The 19,207-nt window shown below is 64.9% G+C and carries 18 protein-coding genes; 6 read left to right on the forward strand and 12 right to left on the reverse strand.

Annotated elements, in window-relative coordinates; all coding sequences use genetic code 11:
- Positions 1 to 304: 304 nt before the first annotated feature.
- The gene (locus tag ASH04_RS12505; RefSeq protein ID WP_032366787.1) at positions 305 to 784 is read right to left on the reverse strand and encodes a DUF6764 family protein; all 480 of its coding nucleotides are present in this window, start codon (positions 782 to 784) and stop codon (positions 305 to 307) included.
- 207 nt (positions 785 to 991) lie between these two features.
- On the opposite strand from ASH04_RS12505, the gene ASH04_RS12510 reads away from it, so the two are divergent.
- Complete coding sequence (locus tag ASH04_RS12510; RefSeq protein ID WP_032366786.1) at positions 992 to 1,345, forward strand: VOC family protein; 354 nt, start codon at positions 992 to 994, stop codon at positions 1,343 to 1,345.
- On the opposite strand, the gene ASH04_RS12515 is transcribed toward ASH04_RS12510, so the two are convergent.
- The gene (locus ASH04_RS12515; protein ID WP_027495770.1) at positions 1,342 to 1,716 is read right to left on the reverse strand and encodes a winged helix-turn-helix transcriptional regulator; all 375 of its coding nucleotides are present in this window, start codon (positions 1,714 to 1,716) and stop codon (positions 1,342 to 1,344) included. The genes ASH04_RS12510 and ASH04_RS12515 overlap by 4 nt on opposite strands.
- Positions 1,717 to 1,830: 114 nt before the next feature.
- Between ASH04_RS12515 and ASH04_RS12520 the strand changes: the two genes are divergently transcribed.
- Together ASH04_RS12520 and ASH04_RS12525 are read left to right on the forward strand one after the other, a co-directional pair.
- Entirely contained in the window at positions 1,831 to 2,685 is an 855-nt protein-coding gene (locus ASH04_RS12520; RefSeq protein ID WP_057473645.1) for an SDR family oxidoreductase, read from the forward strand.
- A gap of 34 nt (positions 2,686 to 2,719) precedes the next feature.
- The gene (locus ASH04_RS12525) at positions 2,720 to 3,331 is read left to right on the forward strand and encodes an FKBP-type peptidyl-prolyl cis-trans isomerase (protein ID WP_080730137.1); all 612 of its coding nucleotides are present in this window, start codon (positions 2,720 to 2,722) and stop codon (positions 3,329 to 3,331) included.
- Between the two features lie 69 nt (positions 3,332 to 3,400).
- Here ASH04_RS12525 and ASH04_RS12530 read toward each other — a convergent pair whose 3' ends face one another.
- Together ASH04_RS12530 and ASH04_RS12535 are read right to left on the reverse strand one after the other, a co-directional pair.
- Positions 3,401 to 4,030, reverse strand: coding sequence for a lipocalin family protein (locus ASH04_RS12530; protein ID WP_080729391.1), 630 nt, complete (start codon positions 4,028 to 4,030; stop codon positions 3,401 to 3,403).
- Entirely contained in the window at positions 4,027 to 6,081 is a 2,055-nt protein-coding gene (locus ASH04_RS12535) for an MMPL family transporter (protein WP_230073745.1), read from the reverse strand. The genes ASH04_RS12530 and ASH04_RS12535 overlap by 4 nt, the downstream gene beginning before the upstream one ends.
- Before the next feature lie 147 nt (positions 6,082 to 6,228).
- Between ASH04_RS12535 and ASH04_RS12540 the strand changes: the two genes are divergently transcribed.
- Together ASH04_RS12540 and ASH04_RS12545 are read left to right on the forward strand one after the other, a co-directional pair.
- Positions 6,229 to 6,708 (forward strand): MarR family winged helix-turn-helix transcriptional regulator, encoded by a 480-nt coding sequence (locus tag ASH04_RS12540; RefSeq protein ID WP_032371734.1) that lies wholly within the window; start codon positions 6,229 to 6,231, stop codon positions 6,706 to 6,708.
- Positions 6,709 to 6,925: 217 nt separating this feature from the next.
- Positions 6,926 to 7,327: an STAS domain-containing protein gene (locus ASH04_RS12545; protein WP_051365044.1), complete on the forward strand. Its 402-nt coding sequence runs from the start codon at positions 6,926 to 6,928 to the stop codon at positions 7,325 to 7,327.
- A 143-nt stretch (positions 7,328 to 7,470) separates the two neighbouring features.
- On the opposite strand, the gene ASH04_RS12550 is transcribed toward ASH04_RS12545, so the two are convergent.
- The 4 genes from ASH04_RS12550 to pruA form a co-directional block, all read right to left on the reverse strand.
- Positions 7,471 to 7,659, reverse strand: coding sequence for a hypothetical protein (locus ASH04_RS12550; protein WP_027495777.1), 189 nt, complete (start codon positions 7,657 to 7,659; stop codon positions 7,471 to 7,473).
- 210 nt (positions 7,660 to 7,869) lie between these two features.
- On the reverse strand, positions 7,870 to 9,609 hold the full coding sequence (locus tag ASH04_RS12555; RefSeq protein ID WP_235579998.1) for an HNH endonuclease signature motif containing protein: 1,740 nt from the start codon (positions 9,607 to 9,609) through the stop codon (positions 7,870 to 7,872).
- 235 nt (positions 9,610 to 9,844) lie between these two features.
- Positions 9,845 to 10,789 (reverse strand): proline dehydrogenase family protein, encoded by a 945-nt coding sequence (locus tag ASH04_RS12560; RefSeq protein ID WP_032367516.1) that lies wholly within the window; start codon positions 10,787 to 10,789, stop codon positions 9,845 to 9,847.
- Positions 10,786 to 12,435, reverse strand: a complete 1,650-nt coding sequence (gene pruA / locus ASH04_RS12565; RefSeq protein WP_032371593.1) for an L-glutamate gamma-semialdehyde dehydrogenase — start codon at positions 12,433 to 12,435, stop codon at positions 10,786 to 10,788. The genes ASH04_RS12560 and pruA overlap by 4 nt, the downstream gene beginning before the upstream one ends.
- A gap of 100 nt (positions 12,436 to 12,535) precedes the next feature.
- Here pruA and ASH04_RS12570 point away from each other — a divergent pair, with 100 nt between their 5' ends.
- Positions 12,536 to 14,107, forward strand: a complete 1,572-nt coding sequence (locus ASH04_RS12570; protein ID WP_037219077.1) for a PucR family transcriptional regulator — start codon at positions 12,536 to 12,538, stop codon at positions 14,105 to 14,107.
- Here the strand turns inward: ASH04_RS12570 and ASH04_RS12575 are convergent.
- From ASH04_RS12575 to chvE, 4 genes are all read right to left on the reverse strand, one after another.
- A complete protein-coding gene (locus ASH04_RS12575; RefSeq protein WP_032391210.1) occupies positions 14,092 to 15,117 on the reverse strand; it encodes a LacI family DNA-binding transcriptional regulator in 1,026 nt (341 codons plus the stop codon). The genes ASH04_RS12570 and ASH04_RS12575 overlap by 16 nt on opposite strands.
- Before the next feature lie 73 nt (positions 15,118 to 15,190).
- A complete protein-coding gene (mmsB, locus tag ASH04_RS12580; protein WP_027495782.1) occupies positions 15,191 to 16,519 on the reverse strand; it encodes a multiple monosaccharide ABC transporter permease in 1,329 nt (442 codons plus the stop codon).
- Positions 16,516 to 18,054, reverse strand: coding sequence for a multiple monosaccharide ABC transporter ATP-binding protein (gene mmsA / locus ASH04_RS12585; RefSeq protein ID WP_057473943.1), 1,539 nt, complete (start codon positions 18,052 to 18,054; stop codon positions 16,516 to 16,518). The genes mmsB and mmsA overlap by 4 nt, the downstream gene beginning before the upstream one ends.
- An 8-nt stretch (positions 18,055 to 18,062) precedes the next feature.
- Complete coding sequence (gene chvE / locus ASH04_RS12590; protein WP_032374214.1) at positions 18,063 to 19,199, reverse strand: multiple monosaccharide ABC transporter substrate-binding protein; 1,137 nt, start codon at positions 19,197 to 19,199, stop codon at positions 18,063 to 18,065.
- Between the last annotated feature and the right edge of the window lie 8 nt (positions 19,200 to 19,207).

The following is a 19,207-nucleotide window of genomic DNA, read 5'->3' on the forward strand; positions in this document are numbered from 1 at the left end:
TCATACGAATCATCCCCGCCCGGCCTATGCGGCCGAGCGGGGATTTTTCGTGAGCACCGGGTCCGAATGTCAGATCGGGGCGATGACCAGAAGGTGTGCCCAATACGACGCGACATCGTGGCCGAGTTGGGGGAGTAGAACGTCGTAGAGCAGGTAGGACATCATTGCCGTCGAACTCCTTGTTCAGCGGGCCGTCACCGGCTCGCGTACCGAGACTGTAGTCAGTGAGACTGTAGATCAACCTGGGCCCGGCGGCACTGATATGGCCTGCGCAAGTCGTGTTTCACCCCGACGACGACGGGCATCAGCCGATGCAGCCCTGCAGGGTGGTGAAGCTTCCGGCGAAGCCGGCACCGTTGCAGACGGCACCCTCGGGGGTGAGGGTTATCGTCGAGCCCGGCGCAGCCACGGCGATCGACAGTCCGAGGCCGGCCGCAGTGTTCTGCGCGATGGCACCGGGACCGAAGGCGATCGCAGCAGGCGCGCCGCCGAAGCCGGCGTTGCTGACGGCAGTTCCGCCGTTGAGACCGAGGGCCAGTGCCGCCGCGTTGTTCATCGCCTCCGCCGAGCCCCATCCCTCGAGGCCGACTCCTGCTGCGGCACTTGCGCCGTCTGCGGAGCTGTCGCACTGTGAACCTCCGACGAGCGCGGCGACGTCGGCCCCTCCGGGTGCCGTGGTGCAGGCGACCGGTGCGGCCGAGGCCGTGCCGGGCACCAGGGCCGCGAAGGTACAGGCGAATCCGAATGCTGCCGCTCCGCCGAGAATTCTCTTGGTATGGAACATGGTCGATGCCTCCAAGATTTGGCGCAGGCACCGGGCGTGCCGCGCTCCTGCGGTTGCCGGATCGACATGCTCGTGCGCCCCGACGACCTTCCTCGAGTGTTACCCCGTAGCGACGCGCTCAGAGATCCGCATGGTCACGAGTGCATCTCGGTATGATCACAGCGCGGTAAACAGCGTTCCCCCACCCTCGGTGCTTACGATGGCTCCATGATCGGACGTATCGACGAGGTCGTATTCGACTGCACGGAACCGGCTGTGCTGGCCCGATTCTGGGCGGGTGTGCTCGGTGGTCAGCCCGTCGTGCGCGACGACTCGTGGCATTTCGTCGATGTTCCCGGGTTCACCCGGATGGCGTTCCAGCGAGTGCCCGAGGGTAAGTCCGGCAAGAATCGACTACATCTCGACGTGGACGTTCCCAGCATCGACGTTGCCGTCGAGCAGGCAGTAGGTCTGGGTGCGACGGCGGTGGGGGACCGGCACACCAGTGCGGCCGGGTCGTTCCAGGTGCTACTCGACCCCGAGGGCAACGAATGGTGTGTAGTGACGCCCCCAGCTGACTAGCGGGCGTCGTGCTCGGCGCGTGCTTCGAGCACGGCAGGCATCGAGCCCTCGATCAGTTCGATGAGGTCGGTCAACCGTGATCCGACCTCACGTCCGAGCGGGGTGAGGCTGTATTCGACCTTGGGCGGGATGGTCTCGAGCACGGTACGCACGATGAGGCCGTCGCGTTCGAGGGTCTGCAGCGTCTGTGCCAACATTCGCTCGCTGACGCCGTCGACGCGTCGGCGCAGGGCATTGAATCGGTAGTCGCTTTCGGTGAGGGCCGCCAGGACGAGCACTCCCCACCTGCTCGTCGCGTTCTGCAGCGTCTGCCGTGACCCGCATTCCCGTGCGAAGACGGATGCTTCGAGAGATTCGACGGCCTCGGACATTTCTCCATGTTAGCGCAGGCCGTACCGGCAGCGCTAAATTTCGATGTTGCACTGCACGAAAAGTAAGTGCATGATGAAACGGAACTTGATACTTCAACCTTGGGAGCGTTTTCCATGACCACAGCCATCACCGGAGCGACAGGCAATCTCGGCGGGCTCGTCGTCGCCGCACTCATCGATCGCGGCGTCGCGCCTGCCGACATCGTCGCCGTCGTACGCAACGCCGACAAGGCGGCCGCACTCGCCGAGCGCGGTGTGGTGGTACGGGTGGCCGACTACAGCGACACCGACGCGCTGACGTCTGCGTTCGCGGGTGTCGATAAGGTGCTGTTGATCTCGGGATCGGAGGTCGGCCAGCGAATTGCTCAGCACAACAACGTCATCGACGCCGCCGAGGCGGCCGGGGTGAGCCTCGTTGCATACACGAGCGTGCTCGCTGCCGACACCTCCGGCATCAGCCTTGCGCCGGAGCACAAGGCCACCGAAGAGCGATTGACGGCCTCGCCGATTCCGGCTGTGTTTCTGCGTAACGGCTGGTACTGGGAGAACTACCTGGGCTCGCTCGGCCAGGCCATCGACAGTGGAGTGTGGCTGGGTGCAGGCGGGAACGGCAGGATCGCCGCTGCCTCTCGCGCCGACTACGCCGCCGCTGCCGCGGCTGTGCTGACTCTCGAGAACCAGGGCGGGAAGATCTACGAGCTCGGCGGGGACGAGCGCCTGACCTATGCCGAACTCGCGGACGTTCTCGCCGGAATCTCCGGGAAACCGGTCGTCTACAAGGATGTCACCGAGTCGGAGTACGCCTCGATTCTGCAGGGCGCAGGACTGCCCGATTTCGTGGCGACCATGCTGGCGAGCGCGGATGCCGGTATCTCCCGCGGGGAGCTCGACACCGATTCCGGTGACCTGCAGGCATTGATCGGCCGCGCGTCCACCCCGGTCGCCGAGGTGTTCCGCTCCGCGATCTAAGGGGATACACGGGGCCCCGTATGCCACTTGTAGCGTGGGCCCCGTGAAACTCACCTCGACTCGCACCCTGTTCCTGGCCGCCACCACCTCACTCGTCCTGTTGACGGGTGCATGCAGTTCCGACTCGGATTCTGGGACGTCGCAGACGACGTCCTCGGCGACGTCCTCCACCGATGCGACGGCTTCGAGTAGCTGCCCCACGGGCACACCCGACCCGTCGGCCACCCCGGAGTGGACACTGGCAGGCGACACCGGCAGCATCGCCGTCACCGGATCGACGGATACAGCGGCCCCGGCCGTCGACGTCGAAGCCCCGTTCAGCGTCGCCGAGACGCAGGTGAAAACGCTGAAGGCCGGGGACGGCCCGATCGTCGCCGACGACGCGAACGTGTCCGTCTGCTACCTGGGCGTCAACGGACGCGACGGATCGACGTTCGACAGCAGTTTCGAGCGCGGCGCACCGGTCGAGTTCCCACTGACCGGCGTGGTGGCGGGCTTCCAGAAAGCCATCGCCGGACAGACCGTCGGCTCGACCGTCGCCGTAGCGGTGACGTCGGCCGACGGTTACGCGACCGGCAATCCGGCAGCCGGAATCGAGCAGGGCGACAGCCTGATCTTCGCTATCTCGATCCTGTCCGCGAGCTGAGTGCCTCCGGCAGTGGCGTGGTTATAAGCCCTCTGCGGCACATAGCCACGCCACTGCGGCTCCGCCGCACTACACGGTCGAGAGCTGCTGAATCGTCGTCGCGCCGCCCGGGGTGGGCGTCGTGGTGATGAAGTTGGAGTCGTAACCCAGCGATTCGACGACGCTGCGGATCTCGCGGAACTGCTCGACGCTGACGTCGGGCGTGCGCTTGAGCACGAATCCGGACGTGCGGTTGGGGCTTCCGACGAAAGCCCATGAGTAGTCGTCTGCGATGTAGGCCACGATGTAGTTGGTCGGCCCCTCCTGGCTCTCCTGCGTGGGGACGCCCGGGAAGCTCACGTGCAGTTGGGCTTTGGTGACGGTGTCGTTGACCCGAGCATTGCCGACGATGCGGTTCTCGCCGCCGGTCCAGGTGGTGCAGGTGTTCTCGACGCGAATGTTGAATTCGTCGATCATCTGGTAGTTCGCCTGCGTGTCACGGGCGCAGATCAGGTTGAACGGCTGCGGCACCGCGGCAACCTGGTTCCAGGTGCCCAGGTACCGTTCGACATCGAGTGACGGGATCGGAGCCAGTGGATCGAGACCGACCGACCCCAAAGGGCCGACCGGTTGCGCTTGCGCCGGGGCCGCGCCGAGCAGGGCGCCTGCTGCGACTGCTCCTGCAATTGCGGTGCGGCTCAACATCGTACGTACCTTCATGAATTTCGCTCCTTGGTTGCGGTCGTCTCGTTGTCGATCGTGCTCGGCCACCAAATCCCCGGGCCGATGAGGGTGAACAGGGCGGGAATCACGACGGTGCGTACCACGAAGGTGTCGAGCAGAATGCCCAGGCCGACGATGATTCCCAACTGGGTGAGGGTGATCAGCGGGAGGACGCCGAGGACGCAGAACACTGCTGCCAGAACGATTCCCGCGCTGGTGATGACGCCGCCGGTGGCCGAGACCGCCCGCACGATCGCAGATCTGGTGCCGTGCCGAACCGTCTCCTCCCGGGTCCGGGTGACCAGAAAGATGGTGTAGTCGACACCGAGGGCGACGAGAAACAGGAACGCGAACAGGGGAGTGTTGTCGTCGAGCGCGGGAAAGCCGAAGACGTGCAGGCTCACCCAGCTACCGATACCGATGGCGGCCACGGCACTCAGGACCGTGGTGGCGACGAGAATCAGCGGTGCGACGACGGCGCGAAGCAGTATCAACAGCACGAGTAGAACGACCGCCAGGATCGCCGGGATCACCACGAGCCGATCGCGGGCGGCAGCGTCGGTGGTGTCGAGTGCTTTGGCGTCGCTGCCGCCGACTCGTGCGTCGTCGACACCCGCAAGGGTGGACCGAAGGTTCTCGACGACGGTGAACGATTCGTCGGAGGCGGGGGCAGCGTCGGTGACCACCGACAGCCGGGTCAGTCCGGTACCGGAATCAGCGACCCGATCCACCGAGACGACGCCGTCGACGTCCCGGACGGTGGCGACGACGCCGTCGATATCCGAGGTGGGTGCGAGAACCGTGATCGGGTCTGCGGATCCGGCCGGAAAGTGTTGCGAGAGAGTGTCGAATCCTTCGACGGATTCGGCGGTCACCCGGAATTGCTCGGTCTGCGACAGCCCGATCTGTGTGCCGACCAAGGCCGCGCAGCAGGCGAGCAATACGGCGATGGTGATGGAGGCGGTCGCCACCGGACGACGAGCGACACCGGCGGCCACCGAATGCCAGACGCCCTCGGTGGTGGTATCGCGATCGGACGGCTTGGGGACGAAGGGCCAGAACAACTTCGGGCCGCACAGTGCCAACAACGGAGGCAGTACGAACAGCACGAACACCGATGCGACGACGAGGCCGGCCGCGGCCAGCGCTCCCAAGCTGCGAGTGCTGGGGAGGATGGCCAGCAACAGAGTCAGCAGTGCGAGGACAACGGTGGCATTGCTGGCGAGGATGGCCGGTCCCGCGTTCCGGACGGCGTGGCGCAACGCGAGCCGGTGATCGGACTCGCGGCGGAGTTCCTCGCGGTAACGAGAGATCAGCAGCAGGGCGTAATTGGTGCCTGCGCCGAACACGAGCACGCTGGTGATCCCCGAGGTCGAGCCGTCGAACGACAGCCCGGTCGCCTCGGCGAGGGCCGTGCCGACGGTGGAGGCGAACCGATCGGCGAAACCGATGACGGCAAGCGGAACCAACCACAGAATGGGCGATCGATAAGTGGCGATGAGGAGCACTGCCACCACGAGTGCGGTGACGGCGAGCAACGTGAAATTGGCCCCGGAGAACGAGTTGGCGATGTCCGCTCCGAATGCCGGCCCGCCGGTGACCTGGGCGTTGAGATCGGACGGTAGGCCGACCGTCGCCGCGGATCGGAGGCTTGTGATCAGGTCGTTCAGGGTGAAGCCGGACAGTTCCGAGTTCACCTGAACGAACGCGATTGCGGCCTTCCCGTCCGGTGCGACGATCGGAGGGGGTCCAGGTTCGTCGGTCACCGACCGGTCGACGGTGAGCAGCCTGGCCTGCGCAGCAGCGGCTGCCTCGATATCGGCCGGGGTCAGGTCACCGCCATCGACGCGGCTCAGAACGAGGATCACCGGTGCGGTGTCGGAGTCCGGGAACTGGGAGAGCAGCTCGTCCACCTGGTACGACTCGGCGGATGTCGGCAAGGAGTTCGGCGACTGACCGGCAGAATCGTTGCTACCGACGAGCCCGATCACGGCAATCGAGAGAATCAGAATGGCGAGGGCGAGCGCCCACGATCGACGATGCGTCACGGCCGCGGCGATGCGGTCCCAGGCTGCGGTGGTCTCGGTACGGGTGCTGTCCACGAAGAAACAATCTCATTTACTTAGATATTAAGCAACTGAATCTCTTGTGGGCAGTAGTCTGACCATGACCGCAGCGAAGGAGTTACCACCGCCATGACCGACCGAAACCACCTCGAATCCGCGATATCGGCGGACCTTCGGGCGCTGTCATCGGTGTCGGAACAGATCGGTCAGGTATTCGGTGCGTTGCACAGCTTGCGGCCCAACGACTTTCGCGCTCTGCTGCATGTGATGGTCGCCGACGTCGAGGGTGCGCCCCTCACCGCGGGTGAGCTCGGCACGATGCTCGGACTGTCGTCCGCGGCGATGACGTATCTGGTGGAGCGGATGATCGCGTCCGGTCATATTCGACGCGAATCCGACGCGTCGGACCGACGTAAAGTCATACTTCGCTACGACGAGCACGGTATGGAGGTTGCTCGCGGGTTCTTCGGACCACTGGGAGCGCGCACCAGCGCTGCGCTCGAGGACCTACCGGATTCGGATCTCGACGCTGCCCACCGAGTGTTCGAAGCGCTCATCGGAGCCATGCGCGAGCATCACGCCGACCTGGGAAACAGCACCCGCACGTAGCCCGCGTTCGCATCGGGATGTTCGAACCGCTGGTGGGGGCCCGCATTGTGCCAATGCTGGACTCCGAGCGTGCCGGTGCCGTAGGGTTGGCCGTGGTTGAGCTAACAGCCGGTCACGGGGAAACGCAGCGAAGTGTGCGCCCGGGTCAGGCGAAGAATTCTGCTCCCGTTGCGTAGATCGGTTTCCCCTTCAGTTCGACCGATCGATGGGATCTGCCATGAGTGTTGAATCACGAGGCAACAAAGTTCGAACCACTTCGGTGAGCGTCGCGGAGAAGTCCGTGTCCGTTGCAGCAACCGGAGCCATCTTCACCGCGCACGACGGCACCGACGGTTCACTCGTCGTCGCCGTCCACGGCGACATCGACATGCTCAGCGCGCCGATGTTCTCCGATTTCGTCTGCAGTCGCGTGTCCAGCAAACGGCATCTGACTCTCGACCTGTCCAATGTCGAGTTCTTCGGCATCGCCGGACTCTCCGTCTTCGATGCAGTTCGTGAATACACGGCTGGCATCGGTGCTTCGTGGTCGATCGTGGCAAGCCGATCGGTGACCCGCCTGCTGCAGGTTGCCGACCTCGAGTCGACGATTCCGACCTCCCGACCGACGACCGACCAATAGAACTGGCGGCGACATCGCCGCGACAAGAGGTGGGCAGCTCCTGCACAGGGGCTGCCCACTGTCGTTTGCCGTCCCCCCGCACAACGATCGGGCGGTCCCGCGAATCACTGGGACCGCCCGATTGTCGTGTGAAAGCACAAGGTCTAGTCCTTGGTGCCTTCCGAGTCGCTGAAGAATGCCCAGTCGCCGTCGTGCTCGACTTCGAGGCGCCAGCCCAGCTCCTCGTTGTCGGCGCGGCTGTCCTTGAACCAGGCGTGCGCGTCCTCGGAACTGGTGATGTCCTTGGTGGCGACGACGGTTCCGTGCGGGTCGATAACTCTGTAATTTGCCATGCGGTGAGGGTGCCCCGATGTTGCGCAACCTAACCCAGCCGCATTACCGGCACAGCCGCTACGAGAAGTGGAAGCCAGTGCCGCGCACTCCCGGACAGAGCTGGGTAGAAGGCGGGGCTGTGTTGGAGGGCCGGGCTGGGTAGAAGGCCGGCTGTGTGGGAGGCGAGGCTCTGTGATGGCAGAGCTGTGCCGTGGTGGTGGTGTGGGTCGTCATGCGGGTTGTCGTGGTTCCTCGTCGCCGGTGTCGCCGGTGTCGCGGGTGTCGTTGTGGTGGTCGGGTGGGTAGAGGACTTCTTCTGGGTGGTGTGCGTGGTTGATCAGCCCACGGCGTGTGGGGTCCATTCCGGTGGGTGGGTGCCACAGGGTTCGGCCCGGATAGCGGTGTCCTGCTGTGGTTTTGGTGGTGGCCCACTTTCCGGGGCCGGTGCCGACGAGTGCGTGGTGCATGTCGCAGGCGAAGGTGAGGGAGTCGATGTCGGTGGGTCCGCCCTCGACCCAGTCGTCGAGGTGGTGGGCTTGGCACCAGGTTGCGGGGCGGGTGCAGGAGGGGAAGCTGCAGCCGCGGTCGCGGGCGATGAGGACGATGCGTTGGTCGGCGGAGGCGATGCGTTTGGATCGTCCGAGGTAGAGGGCTCTGCCGTTGTCGTCGAAGATGGTGAGGTAGTGGTGGGCGTGCGAGGCCATGCGGATGGCGTCGCGGATCGAGACGCGTGATCCGGTGGCGGTCATGGCGTAGCCGCAGCCTGATTCGAGGTCTGTGAGGCTCATGGTGACGATGGCGGTGACGGGCAGCCCGCGATGGGTGCCGAGCGTGCCGGAGGCGAGGGTGTGCCGGAGCGCCATCTTCAGGGCGTCGTGACGGCGTTCGTTCTGGGTGCGTAGATCTCGCGCGGCGGCAGCGTCCCGAGCAGCGGTGTCCGATGCGTCGGCGTCGGCTTGGCCGCCGGGTTCAGCAGCGCTGTCGGAGCCGGCATCGTCGTTGGTGTTGGGCGTGCTGTGTGGCGTTGTGCCGCAACCACAGTCGCTGCTGTCGGTGTACTCACCCTCACCGCGGTCTTCGCCACTGCGGTCTTCGCCACTGCGGTCGTCGTCACCGTAGAAGTTGGCACCGTTGTCGTCGGTCCCATCCCACAGGTATTCGTCATGCGATCGAGCATCGCTGGATCCTGCCTCGTCGGGCATCGGCCCGGGCTTTGGGGTAGCTGCACTGCCACTCCCGCCGCCGTCCCCGTCCCCGCCGCCGTCCCCGCCGTCGTCCCTGTCCCCGCCGCCGTCCCCGCCGCCGTCCTCGTCGCCGGTGGTCTCATCCTCGTGGACGATCGATGTCGGGTCGGCAGGATTGTTCACACCGGGTTTCGCGGCTTTCGAGAACAGGGCTTCGAGGTAGGCGCGTAGCTCGGAGTCGACGCAGAACTTTCCTTCTGACATTCCGTCGGAACCCTGTTCACCGAGGTAGAAGAATGCATCCCGTTTCCGTGGCTTCGGCTTCGCGTTCTTGTCCTCGTCTTCGTTCTCGTCGAAGTCGCCGTCGGGGTCGAGGATCGAGTCCAGGTGCGCCACCAGTGGCGCGAAGTCGTCGGGCCGCCTCGTCGAGGCGAGACCCACCAACTGCTGTTCGGCGCGATCGCGGGTCTGCGGATCCACACTCGCCGGTAGGTGCCGGAAGAATTCGCGGATCATCTGCACGTGCTGGGCATCGAGCAACCCTGCCCGCACCGCTGCAGCGGTGTGCGGCAACAAAGGCGGTAGCGGTTCGCCGGACAGTGCGGTGCGGTCACCCAATTCGGCGGCCAGACGTACTCGCGCACCGGCTGTTCGTGGGGTGATTCGCAGCATCCATGCCACCGCGCACGGCACCGACCCCGGATAGACGTCGAGGCCGTGTTGTGCGATCAGTTCGTTGAGCCAGGTGTGCGAGTACGCCGTCACAGACCGCGACACAGTTTCCATGCGTTGGATCACCGCACGCCGGTCGGCATTCGACCACGCCACCGACCGCCAACTCGGCGACCGCCGACTCCACCGCCTCGACCAACCCCGCCAAGACAGGGTCGGACACGACGGGGGCAGGCGGCACCGTGTCGATGCCGTCCACCCCTGATCCGCCGTCCCCCGAAAGCATGAACAGAATCTACCGCGACCCACCGACACACTTTCGAACACACGTTCGTCGATCCGAGTGAAGTCAGTTGCGAGAGAGCAGCGACCGCGCGAAGAACATAAGGTTGGCCGGCCGCTCTGCGAGTCTGCGCATGAAGTAGCCGTACCACTGCTCTCCGTAGGGCACGTAGACACGCACGTGCTGGCCGGCGTCGACCAGTCGTCGTTGTTCCTGGTCGCGGATTCCGAACAACATCTGGAACTCGAAGTCGGCTGCGGACCGTCCGGCGTTCGCGGCGAGCCGCTCCGCCGCCTCGATCATCTCGGGATCGTGGGAGGCGACCATGGGGTAGCCGCTGCCGTTCATCAGCACTTCCAGGCACCGTAGGTAGGAGTCCGAAACGTCCCGTGCACTCTGGAACGCCACCGACGCGGGCTCGTTGTACGCGCCCTTGCACAGTCGGATGCGAGATCTCGGTCCGGACAGTTCTCGGCAGTCGGCCTCGGTTCGTTTCAGGTACGCCTGCAGCACCGTGCCGAGATCGGGAAAGTCCTGCCGCAGTTCGCGCACGATGGACAGGGTCGAGTCGGTGGTGGTGTGGTCCTCGGCGTCGACGGTCACCCACACTCCCGCCGCTGTTGCCGCGGTACAGATTTCGCGCGCGTTCTCGAGCGCCAGCGTCCGGTCGATTCCCTGACCGAGGGCCGAGAGTTTGAGCGATACCTCGAGCGCGGTCTCGGCGGTACTACGCGTCGAAAAGCGTTGTATCAGTGACAGGTACGACTGAACGGTGGCTGTCGCCTGCGCGCGGTCGGTGGTGTCCTCGCCCAGATAGTCCACCGAGACGAATCGTCCCGACGCCAGCAGGGCATCGACGGCGGTGACCACGGCGGGCTCCGATTCACCGGCGACGAAGCGGTCGACGAGCGATCGGGTGGCACGCAGCCGCGTCACGGTGGCCTGCAATTTCGGTGAGCGTGCGGCCGCCAGCAGAGCCGGCCGCAGTGGGTTGCTCAGCACTGTGGTCATCGTGTGCCCTCGCCTTCCTGATGGGGGTAGCCGTGTGCGGTCGGCGGGACGAACGTTTCCTTGACCGTGCGTGCCGATGCCCAGCGCAACAGGTTCTGCGGTGAGCCGGCCTTGTCGTTGGTACCCGACGCACGCGCTCCGCCGAACGGTTGCTGACCGACGACCGCGCCGGTGGGCTTGTCGTTGACGTAGAAGTTTCCGGCGGCGAATCGCAGTGCCGAATGGGCCTGCTCGACGGCCGTGCGATCGGTGGCGATGACGGCACCGGTCAGTGCGTACTTCGATCCGGTGTCGACGGTGCGCAGTACGTCGGCATAGGCGTCGGGCCGGTTGTCGTCGTAGACGTGCACGGCCAGAATGGGGCCGAAGTACTCGGTGGTGAAGGCTTCGTCGGTGGGATCGTCGCCGAGAAGGACCGTGGGAGAAACGAAGTACCCTTCCGTGTCGTCGCACGTTCCACCGGCGGCGATGGTCAGGCCGGTCACGGATTTCGCGCGGTCGAGCGCTGCTGCGTTGCGGTCGAACGCCTTTCGGTCGATGACGGCACCGCCGTAGTTCGACAGGTCGGTGACGTCGCCGTACTTCAGGGCCGACACCTGCTCGATGAACGTCTCACCCATGCGAGCCCACAGCGACTTCGGCACGAATGCCCGCGAAGCGGCCGAGCACTTCTGCCCCTGGAAGTCGAAGGCACCGCGAATCATGGCCGTGGTCAACACGTCCGGATCGGCCGAGCTATGCGCGACGACGAAATCCTTGCCGCCGGTCTCGCCGACGAGCCGCGGGTAGGAGTGGTAGTTCGAGATGTTGTTGCCGACCTCGCGCCACAGCGTCTGGAAGGTCGCAGTGGATCCGGTGAAGTGGATGCCCGCCAGGCGTGGATCGGCCAGGGCTACTTCGGAGACCATCGGACCGTCGCCGAGGACGAGGTTGATCACTCCCGGCGGCAGACCTGCCGCCTCGAGGAGCTGCAGCGTCAGGTACGCGGCAACTGCCTGGGTGGGAGACGGCTTCCACAGCACCGTGTTGCCCATCAGTGCAGGCGCTGTGGGCAGGTTGCCGGCGATGGCGGTGAAGTTGAACGGTGTGATCGCGTAGACGAAACCCTCGAGCGGGCGGTACTCGACGCGATTCCACACGCCCGGGGCCGACACCGGCTGATCGGCGAGGATCTGTCGTGCGAACGCGACATTGAACCGCCAGAAGTCGATCAGCTCGCACGGTGCGTCGATCTCGGCCTGGTAGGCCGACTTGGACTGCCCGAGCATCGTTGCGGCAGCGATCCTTTCGCGCCACGGACCCGACAGCAGATCGGCCGCGCGCAGGAACACTGCAGCTCGCTCGTCGAACGGAAGATCGCGCCAGGCCGGTGCAGCTGCGGTCGCCGCCGAGATCGCGTCCTGCACGTCCCGGTGCGTTGCCTCGGCGAAGCTACCGATGACCGACGCGTGCTTGTGGGGTTCGACCACATCGGTATCGGTGCCGGCGGCGTCGCGGTGGACACCGCCGATCACCTGATGGATGCGGACGGGGTTCGCACGCAATTCGTCCAAGCGGATGCGCAGCCTGGCGCGCTCGGCGCTTCCGGGGGCATAGGTGTTGACCGGCTCGTTGACCGGGGTGGGAACTGATGTGACCGCGTCCATGGTGACTCCTCGCACTCGGGTGTGTGCTGCTCATTGAAGTCGCCTCGACGTCCCGTTCAATCAGCTCATCGGCCAAAGAATTCGTGGTGTACTTGTCCGCATGGCCAATACTGTGACGCTGCGGTCTCTGCTGACGTCGCTGCACAGCGCCGTGGTCGAGCTCGTGGTCGCGCCGGCGGGAACCGAGATCGCCGTCGAGTCCGTGGCCCTGCTCGACGGCGACGACCTTCGTCGACCACCGGGAACGGCTGCCGATCTGACCCTGCTGGTCGGCGTCACCGAGACCGATGCGCTGCGGTGGTTCGACGATCTGGCGTTGCGTCCGGTGGTCGACAGGCCCCTTGCGGTGCTGACCAAGGTGGCGGACTCGACCGCGTTGGCCCACGCCGCCCGAGAGACCGGAATCGCCTTGGTCGCGGTACACCACCAGACCCGCTGGGAACTGCTGCTGTCGACGATGCGCGGGGTCCTGGACCAGTCACGCGCACCGGCCTCGGAGGACGGGCTGTTCGGAGCGGACACCGATCTGTACGAATTGGCGCAGACGGTTGCGTCCTTGACCAAGGGCATGGTGAGCATCGAGGACGAGCGCTCGCACGTATTGGCGTACTCGGCATCGGACGACTCGGCCGACGAGTTGCGGACCCTGTCGATCCTGGGGCGAGAAGGACCGGCCGACTACCTTCGCCGTCTGCACGAGCGCGGGGTGTTCGACCGACTCCGCCGTACCGACGACGTTATCGACGTGCCGGCCGATGCCGAACTCGGTATCCGTCGACGCCTTGCCGTCGGAATACGTCGAATCAGCGGCGCAGCAACAACACTGGGAACGATCTGGGTACAGGAAGGAGCTCGTCCGCTGTCGGTGGACGCCGATGCGGTGTTGCGCGGAGCGTCGGCGGTCGCAGCCCGGCTGATCACCCGTATCGCGAACGCCCCGACCAACGAGGCGCTGCAGATTCAGCGACTGCTCGGCGCGCGGGGTGGCGGCGTGGACATTCCGTCGCTGGCCGCGGCGCTGTCGATTCCGACCACGGGGACGGCCGCGGTCGTCGGATTCGCCGCCTGTGGTGAATTCGACATCACCGGTCTGGCTCCGTCGATCCGGTTGCACGCCAGCGCATTCAGGCGAGACTCGCTGGTGACCGTCATCGGCGAGAGAATCTACGTACTGTTCTCCGGAGCTGCGTCGGGGACGGCGATTCCGGTGTGGACCGCAGATGCCGTGTCGCGCATCGAGACTCGAACCGGACTGTGCTTGCGCGCTGCGGTGGCCGCGCCGATCGCCGATCTCGACGGGGTGGCCGCAGCCCGGTTCGAGGTCGACCGAGTATTGGACGCGACCACCGGCGACGTTCGGGTCACCACGCTCGCAGAGTCGAGAACGTCTGTGCTGCTGGGCGAGATCGTCGACATCATCTCCAACCACGAGCAGTTACGGGACCCGCGCATCGCAGCGCTGGATCGGTACGACGCCACCCACGACGGCGCGATGCGGGAGAGTCTCGAGACGTATCTGGCGTGCTTCGGTGACGTCCGTGCCGCAGCGGAGAGGCTGCACATCCACCCGAACACGGTGCGTTACCGCATCCGACGCGTCGAGCAGATTCTGGAGTTGGATCTGTCGGATCCGGACGCGCGGTTGTTGGTGGAGATTCAGCTGCGGATGTGAGCGTCGCGGGCCTCGGCAGTGCTGGACCGGATCACCAGGCTCGGCTCGATACGCGAACGTCGGGTACTGCGGTTGCCGGAATCGATCTGGGCCAACAGTATTTCGACGCTGCGGATGCCGACCTCGCTGAATTCCTGACGGATCGTCGTCAGGGGAGGGGAGAAGAACTCCGCGTCGGGAACGTCGTCGAACCCGACCACACTGACGTCCGTCGGAACTTTCCGGCCGTGCACTTCGAGGGCGCGCAGCACACCGAGGGCCATCGCATCGTTTCCGGCGAACACCGCTGTGACGTCCGGGTTCTCGGCCAATCGACATCCGGCCTCGAAGCCGGACTTCGCGGTCCAGTCGCCGGCGAGAACGAGTGGCGGTTCGACACCGGCCTGCTCGTGGGCCGAGCGCCACCCGATGACGCGGTCGGCCGCCTCGTACCAACCCGAGGGGCCTGCGACGTGCCAGACGGCGCGGTGACCGAGTGAGAGCAGATGTGTGGTGGCGGACTGCGCGCCGGCGACCTGATCGACCGAGACGACCGCCAGATCGCCTTCCGGCGATCCTTCGACGGCCACCAGTGGCAGTTCGGCAGCCAACTCGGCGATGTCGCCGCCGTCGGTGCTCAACGGCGCGATGACGACGACGCCGTCGACGCCCTGTTTCTGCAACCTGCGCACGCAGGTGCTGATCGCCACCTCGTCGAACGAAGTGGGGACGCCGACGACGACGGAGTATCCGGCCTGCCGCGCGGCCTGTTCGACGCTGTAGAGCGTCGACACCGGCCCGTACAGAGCGTTGCCGGTGCCGACGATCCCGATGGTGCTGCTGCGGCCGGTGACCAGAGCGCGAGCTGCGGTGTTCGGCCGGTAGCCGAGCTCCGCGATCGCCTGCTCGACCTTCGTTCTGGTCGCCTCGGTGACGTTGGGATGGCCGTTGATGACCCGAGAGACGGTCTGGTGGGACACACCCGCGAGCCGAGCGACGTCGGTCATGGCCGGTCCGCGGGTCGGCGTCATCGCACGCATCCTCCTTCGGTGGTCGAACACCATCTCAGCATGCCCGGACCGGATCGGCGCGTCACCGCCCGGATCACGTCGTTTTCGTCATCGATGCAGAGGTCGGCGGTGCGGGCTTTCCGGGCTCGCCGGGGGAGAACATCTCGGCGGGTACCGGTACGCCCAGGTAACTGGTGGGAGACGCGGCTTTGTCTCCCTTGCCGCCCTTACCGCTCGCCGCACGACGCTTGGTCCAGATGTCGAACGCCACGGCGGCGAGCAGCACCAGACCCTTGACCAATTGCACTCTCTCGCTGGGTGATCCGATCAGCGACATGCCGCTGTTGATCACGGCGATGATGAGTCCGCCGGTCAGCGCGCCGACGATGCGGCCGACGCCGCCCTGTACGGCTGCGCCACCGATGAACGCCGCCGCGATGGCGTCGAGCTCGAAGCCGTTGCCCGCAGTAGGACCGGCCTGGTTGAGGCGTCCGGCGAAGATGATTCCGGCCAGAGCCGAGAGGACACCCATGTTGACGAAGATCCAGAACGTGACCGGCTTGACCTTGATACCGGACAGGGACGCGGCGTGAATGTTGCCGCCGATGGCGTACACGTGCCGACCGAATACGGTCTTGCCGGCCAACGTCGAGTAACCCATGACCAACACGGCGAGCAGGATCAGCACGTACGGCAGGTTCTTGAAGCGAGCCAACTGGACGGCGATCGCAAGCACGAGAGCGGCGGCGAACGCCATCTTGATCAGGAACAGCGGCATCGCGTCCACGGTCTGGCCGTACTTCTGCCGGCCCGTTCGAGAACGCCACTGGCTGAACACGATTCCGGCGACCGCGAGAATCGCGACGAGCAACGTGAAGATATCCGCCCCACCCAACGGCCCGAGTCCCACATTGCCCATGAAGCCGGGTAGGAAGCCGTTGGACAGTGTGCGTACCGGTCCGGGGAACGGCCCGATGCCCTGGTTGCCGAGGACGATGAGAGTCACTGCGCGGAAGACGAGCATTCCTGCGAGGGTGACGATGAACGCGGGAATGCCGAAGTACGCGACCCAATAACCCTGCCAGGCACCGATCAGGCCGCCGACGATCAACGTGATCAGCACCGCCAGTGGCCACGGTACGTTCTGTTGGACCATGAGGACACCGGCGATGGCTCCGGTGGCCGCCACCACCGATCCGACGGACAGGTCGATATGGCCGGCGATGATGATGACGACCATGCCGATGGCCAGAATGAGAATGTACGAGTTCTGCACCACCATGTTGCTGATGTTCTGCGGCACCAACAGCTGACCTCCGGTCAGCACGGTGAAGAGCACGATGATCAGCGCGAACGCGATGAAGATTCCGCTCTGTCGGAGGTTTCGCGTGAGCAGCCCCCGAACGGTCGACAGCTGGTTCATCGAAGTACTCCTGTTCCACGGGTCATGAGATGCATGAGAGATTCCTGGGTTGCGTCCTCGCGGTCGACCTCACCGGTGATCCGGCCGGCGGACAGCGCGTAGATCCGGTCGCACAGACCGAGAAGTTCCGGAAGTTCGGACGAGATCACCAGCACTGCCTTTCCGGCGTCGGCGAGTTGGTTGATGATCGAATAGATTTCGAATTTCGCGCCGACGTCGATTCCTCGCGTCGGTTCGTCGAGGATGAGCACGTCGGGATCGCTGAAGATCCATTTGCTCAGCACGACTTTCTGCTGATTGCCGCCGGAGAGTTTGCCGACCACGGCGGAGACGTTCGGTGCCTTGATGTTCATGCTCTTGCGGAAGCCCTCGGCGACCTTGTATTCCTGGTTGGCGTCGACGAAGCCTCCCGTCACCAACTTGTCCAGCGCCGCGGTGGAAATGTTGCGCTTGATGTCGTCGATCAGGTTCAGCCCGTACCGTTTCCGGTCCTCGGTGGCGTACGCGATGCCGTGATGGATGGCATCGTTGACGGATTTGACGTGAATTTCCTTGCCGTACTTGTAGAGCCGTCCCGAGATGTCGATCCCGTAGCTTCGGCCGAAGACGCTCATGGCCAACTCGGTACGGCCGGCACCCATCAACCCGGCGAGGCCGACGATCTCACCGCGCCGCAGCGTGAGGTTCGCCTTGTCGACGACGGTTCGGCCCTGCTGGGTCGGACTGTGCACGGTCCAGTCCTCGATGCGCAGAACTTCCTCTCCCACAGTCGATTCGTGGGGCGGAAACCGGTGCTCGAGATCGCGGCCGACCATCAGTGAGATGATGCGATCCTCGGTGACGTCCGGGTCTCGCATGTCCAGCGTCTTGATGGTCTTGCCGTCCCGAATGATCGTGGTCCGGTCGGCAATGGCCGCGATCTCGTTGAGCTTGTGCGAGATGATCACGCACGTGATGCCCTCGTCCCGTAGACCGCGCAACAGATCCAGCAGATGTGCGGAGTCGGAATCGTTGAGTGCCGCAGTGGGTTCGTCGAGAATCAGCAGGGTCACGTCCTTGGACAGTGCCTTGGCGATCTCGACGAGTTGCTGCTTGCCGACGCCGAGATCGCTCACGACGTTGACGGGATTCTCCCGCAGCCCTACCCGGTTCAGTAGGGCTGCGGCCTCGGAATTCGTTCGGTTCCAGTCGATGAACCCGCGCTTGGACCGCTCGTTGCCGAGAAAGATGTTCTCGGCAATGGAGAGATGCGGACTCAGTGCGAGTTCCTGATGGATGATGACGATGCCCTCGGCCTCGCTACTCCGGATGTCGGAGAACGAGCGCTCTCGACCGTCGAACACGATGTCGCCGTCGAATGTGTCGTGAGCGTACACACCCGACAACACCTTCATGAGCGTCGACTTGCCTGCTCCGTTCTCGCCGCAGATCGCGTGGATCTCGCCGCGATTCACCGAGAGAGTGACATCCTGTAGCGCCTTGACGCCGGGAAATGTTTTGGTGATGCCGCGCATCTCCAGAATCGGGCTCGTCATCGCCGAACTCACTTCAACTGATCCTCGGTGTAGTAGCCACCCTCGACGAGCAGCTTCTCGTAGTTGTCCTTGTAGACGATCTCGGGCTGCAGCAGGTACGCCGGAACGACCTTCTCGCCGTTGTCGTAATCGGTGGTGTTGTTGGTCTCGGGAGTTTGACCGTTGAGCATGGCCTGAGCCATCTGGATCGTGACCTCGGCCAGCTGGCGCGTGTCCTTGTAGATCGTGGAGTACTGCTCACCGGCGATGATCGACTTGACCGACGGCACCTCGGCGTCCTGTCCGGTGACGACCGGGTAGGGCTGACCGGCGGTTCCGTAGCCGTTGCTCTTGAGCGCGGACAGAATTCCGATCGACAGACCGTCGTACGGGGAGAGCACGCCCTGAACCTTCTGGCCCGAGGAGTACGTCTTGGTCAGCAGGTCTTCCATGCGCTTCTGTGCCGTCGCCGGATCCCAGCGCAGGGTGGCAGCGGTTCCGAAGTCGGACTCGCCACTACCGATCTTCAGAGTTCCCTTGTCCAGGTACGGCTTCAGGGTCTCCATGGCACCGTCGAAGAAGAAGGTGGCGTTGTTGTCGTCGGGCGAACCGGCGAAAACCTCGATGTTGAGCGGGCCGGCGGGCGCGTCGGCCTTGTCGGTGCCGTCCTCGTTCTTCAGCCCGAGGCCGACCAACAGTGAGGTGGCCTGGTCGACGCCGACCTTGTAGTTGTCGAACGTCGCGTAGTAGTCGACGTCCGGGGAGTTGCGGATGAGCCGGTCGTAGGCGATGACACCGATGCCGTTGTCCTTGGCTTCCTGCAGCTGGGTGGTGATGGCGGTGCCGTCCACCGAGGCCACGATCAGCAGCTTCGCGCCCTGGGTGATCTGGTTCTCGATCTGGTTGACCTGGGTGGGAATGTCGTTCTCCGCGTACTGCAGGTCGACCTTGTATCCCTGGCCCTCCAACGCGCTCTTGAGGTTGTCGCCGTCGGCGATCCAACGGGCGGAGGACTTCGTCGGCATGGTGACGCCGATCAACGCACCTGCGGTGCTGCCGCCCTCGGCCGGAGCCTCGTCTGCGGTCTTGGTACTCGATCCGCACGCACCGAGCGTGAGGGTGAGGGCCACCGCGGCCGTAGCCACGGATAGCTTTCGAAACTTCATCGTTTCTC

It is taken from the genome of Rhodococcus sp. Leaf233 (genome assembly GCF_001426165.1).
In the GTDB taxonomy this organism is placed as follows: Bacteria; Actinomycetota; Actinomycetes; order Mycobacteriales; family Mycobacteriaceae; genus Rhodococcoides; species Rhodococcoides fascians.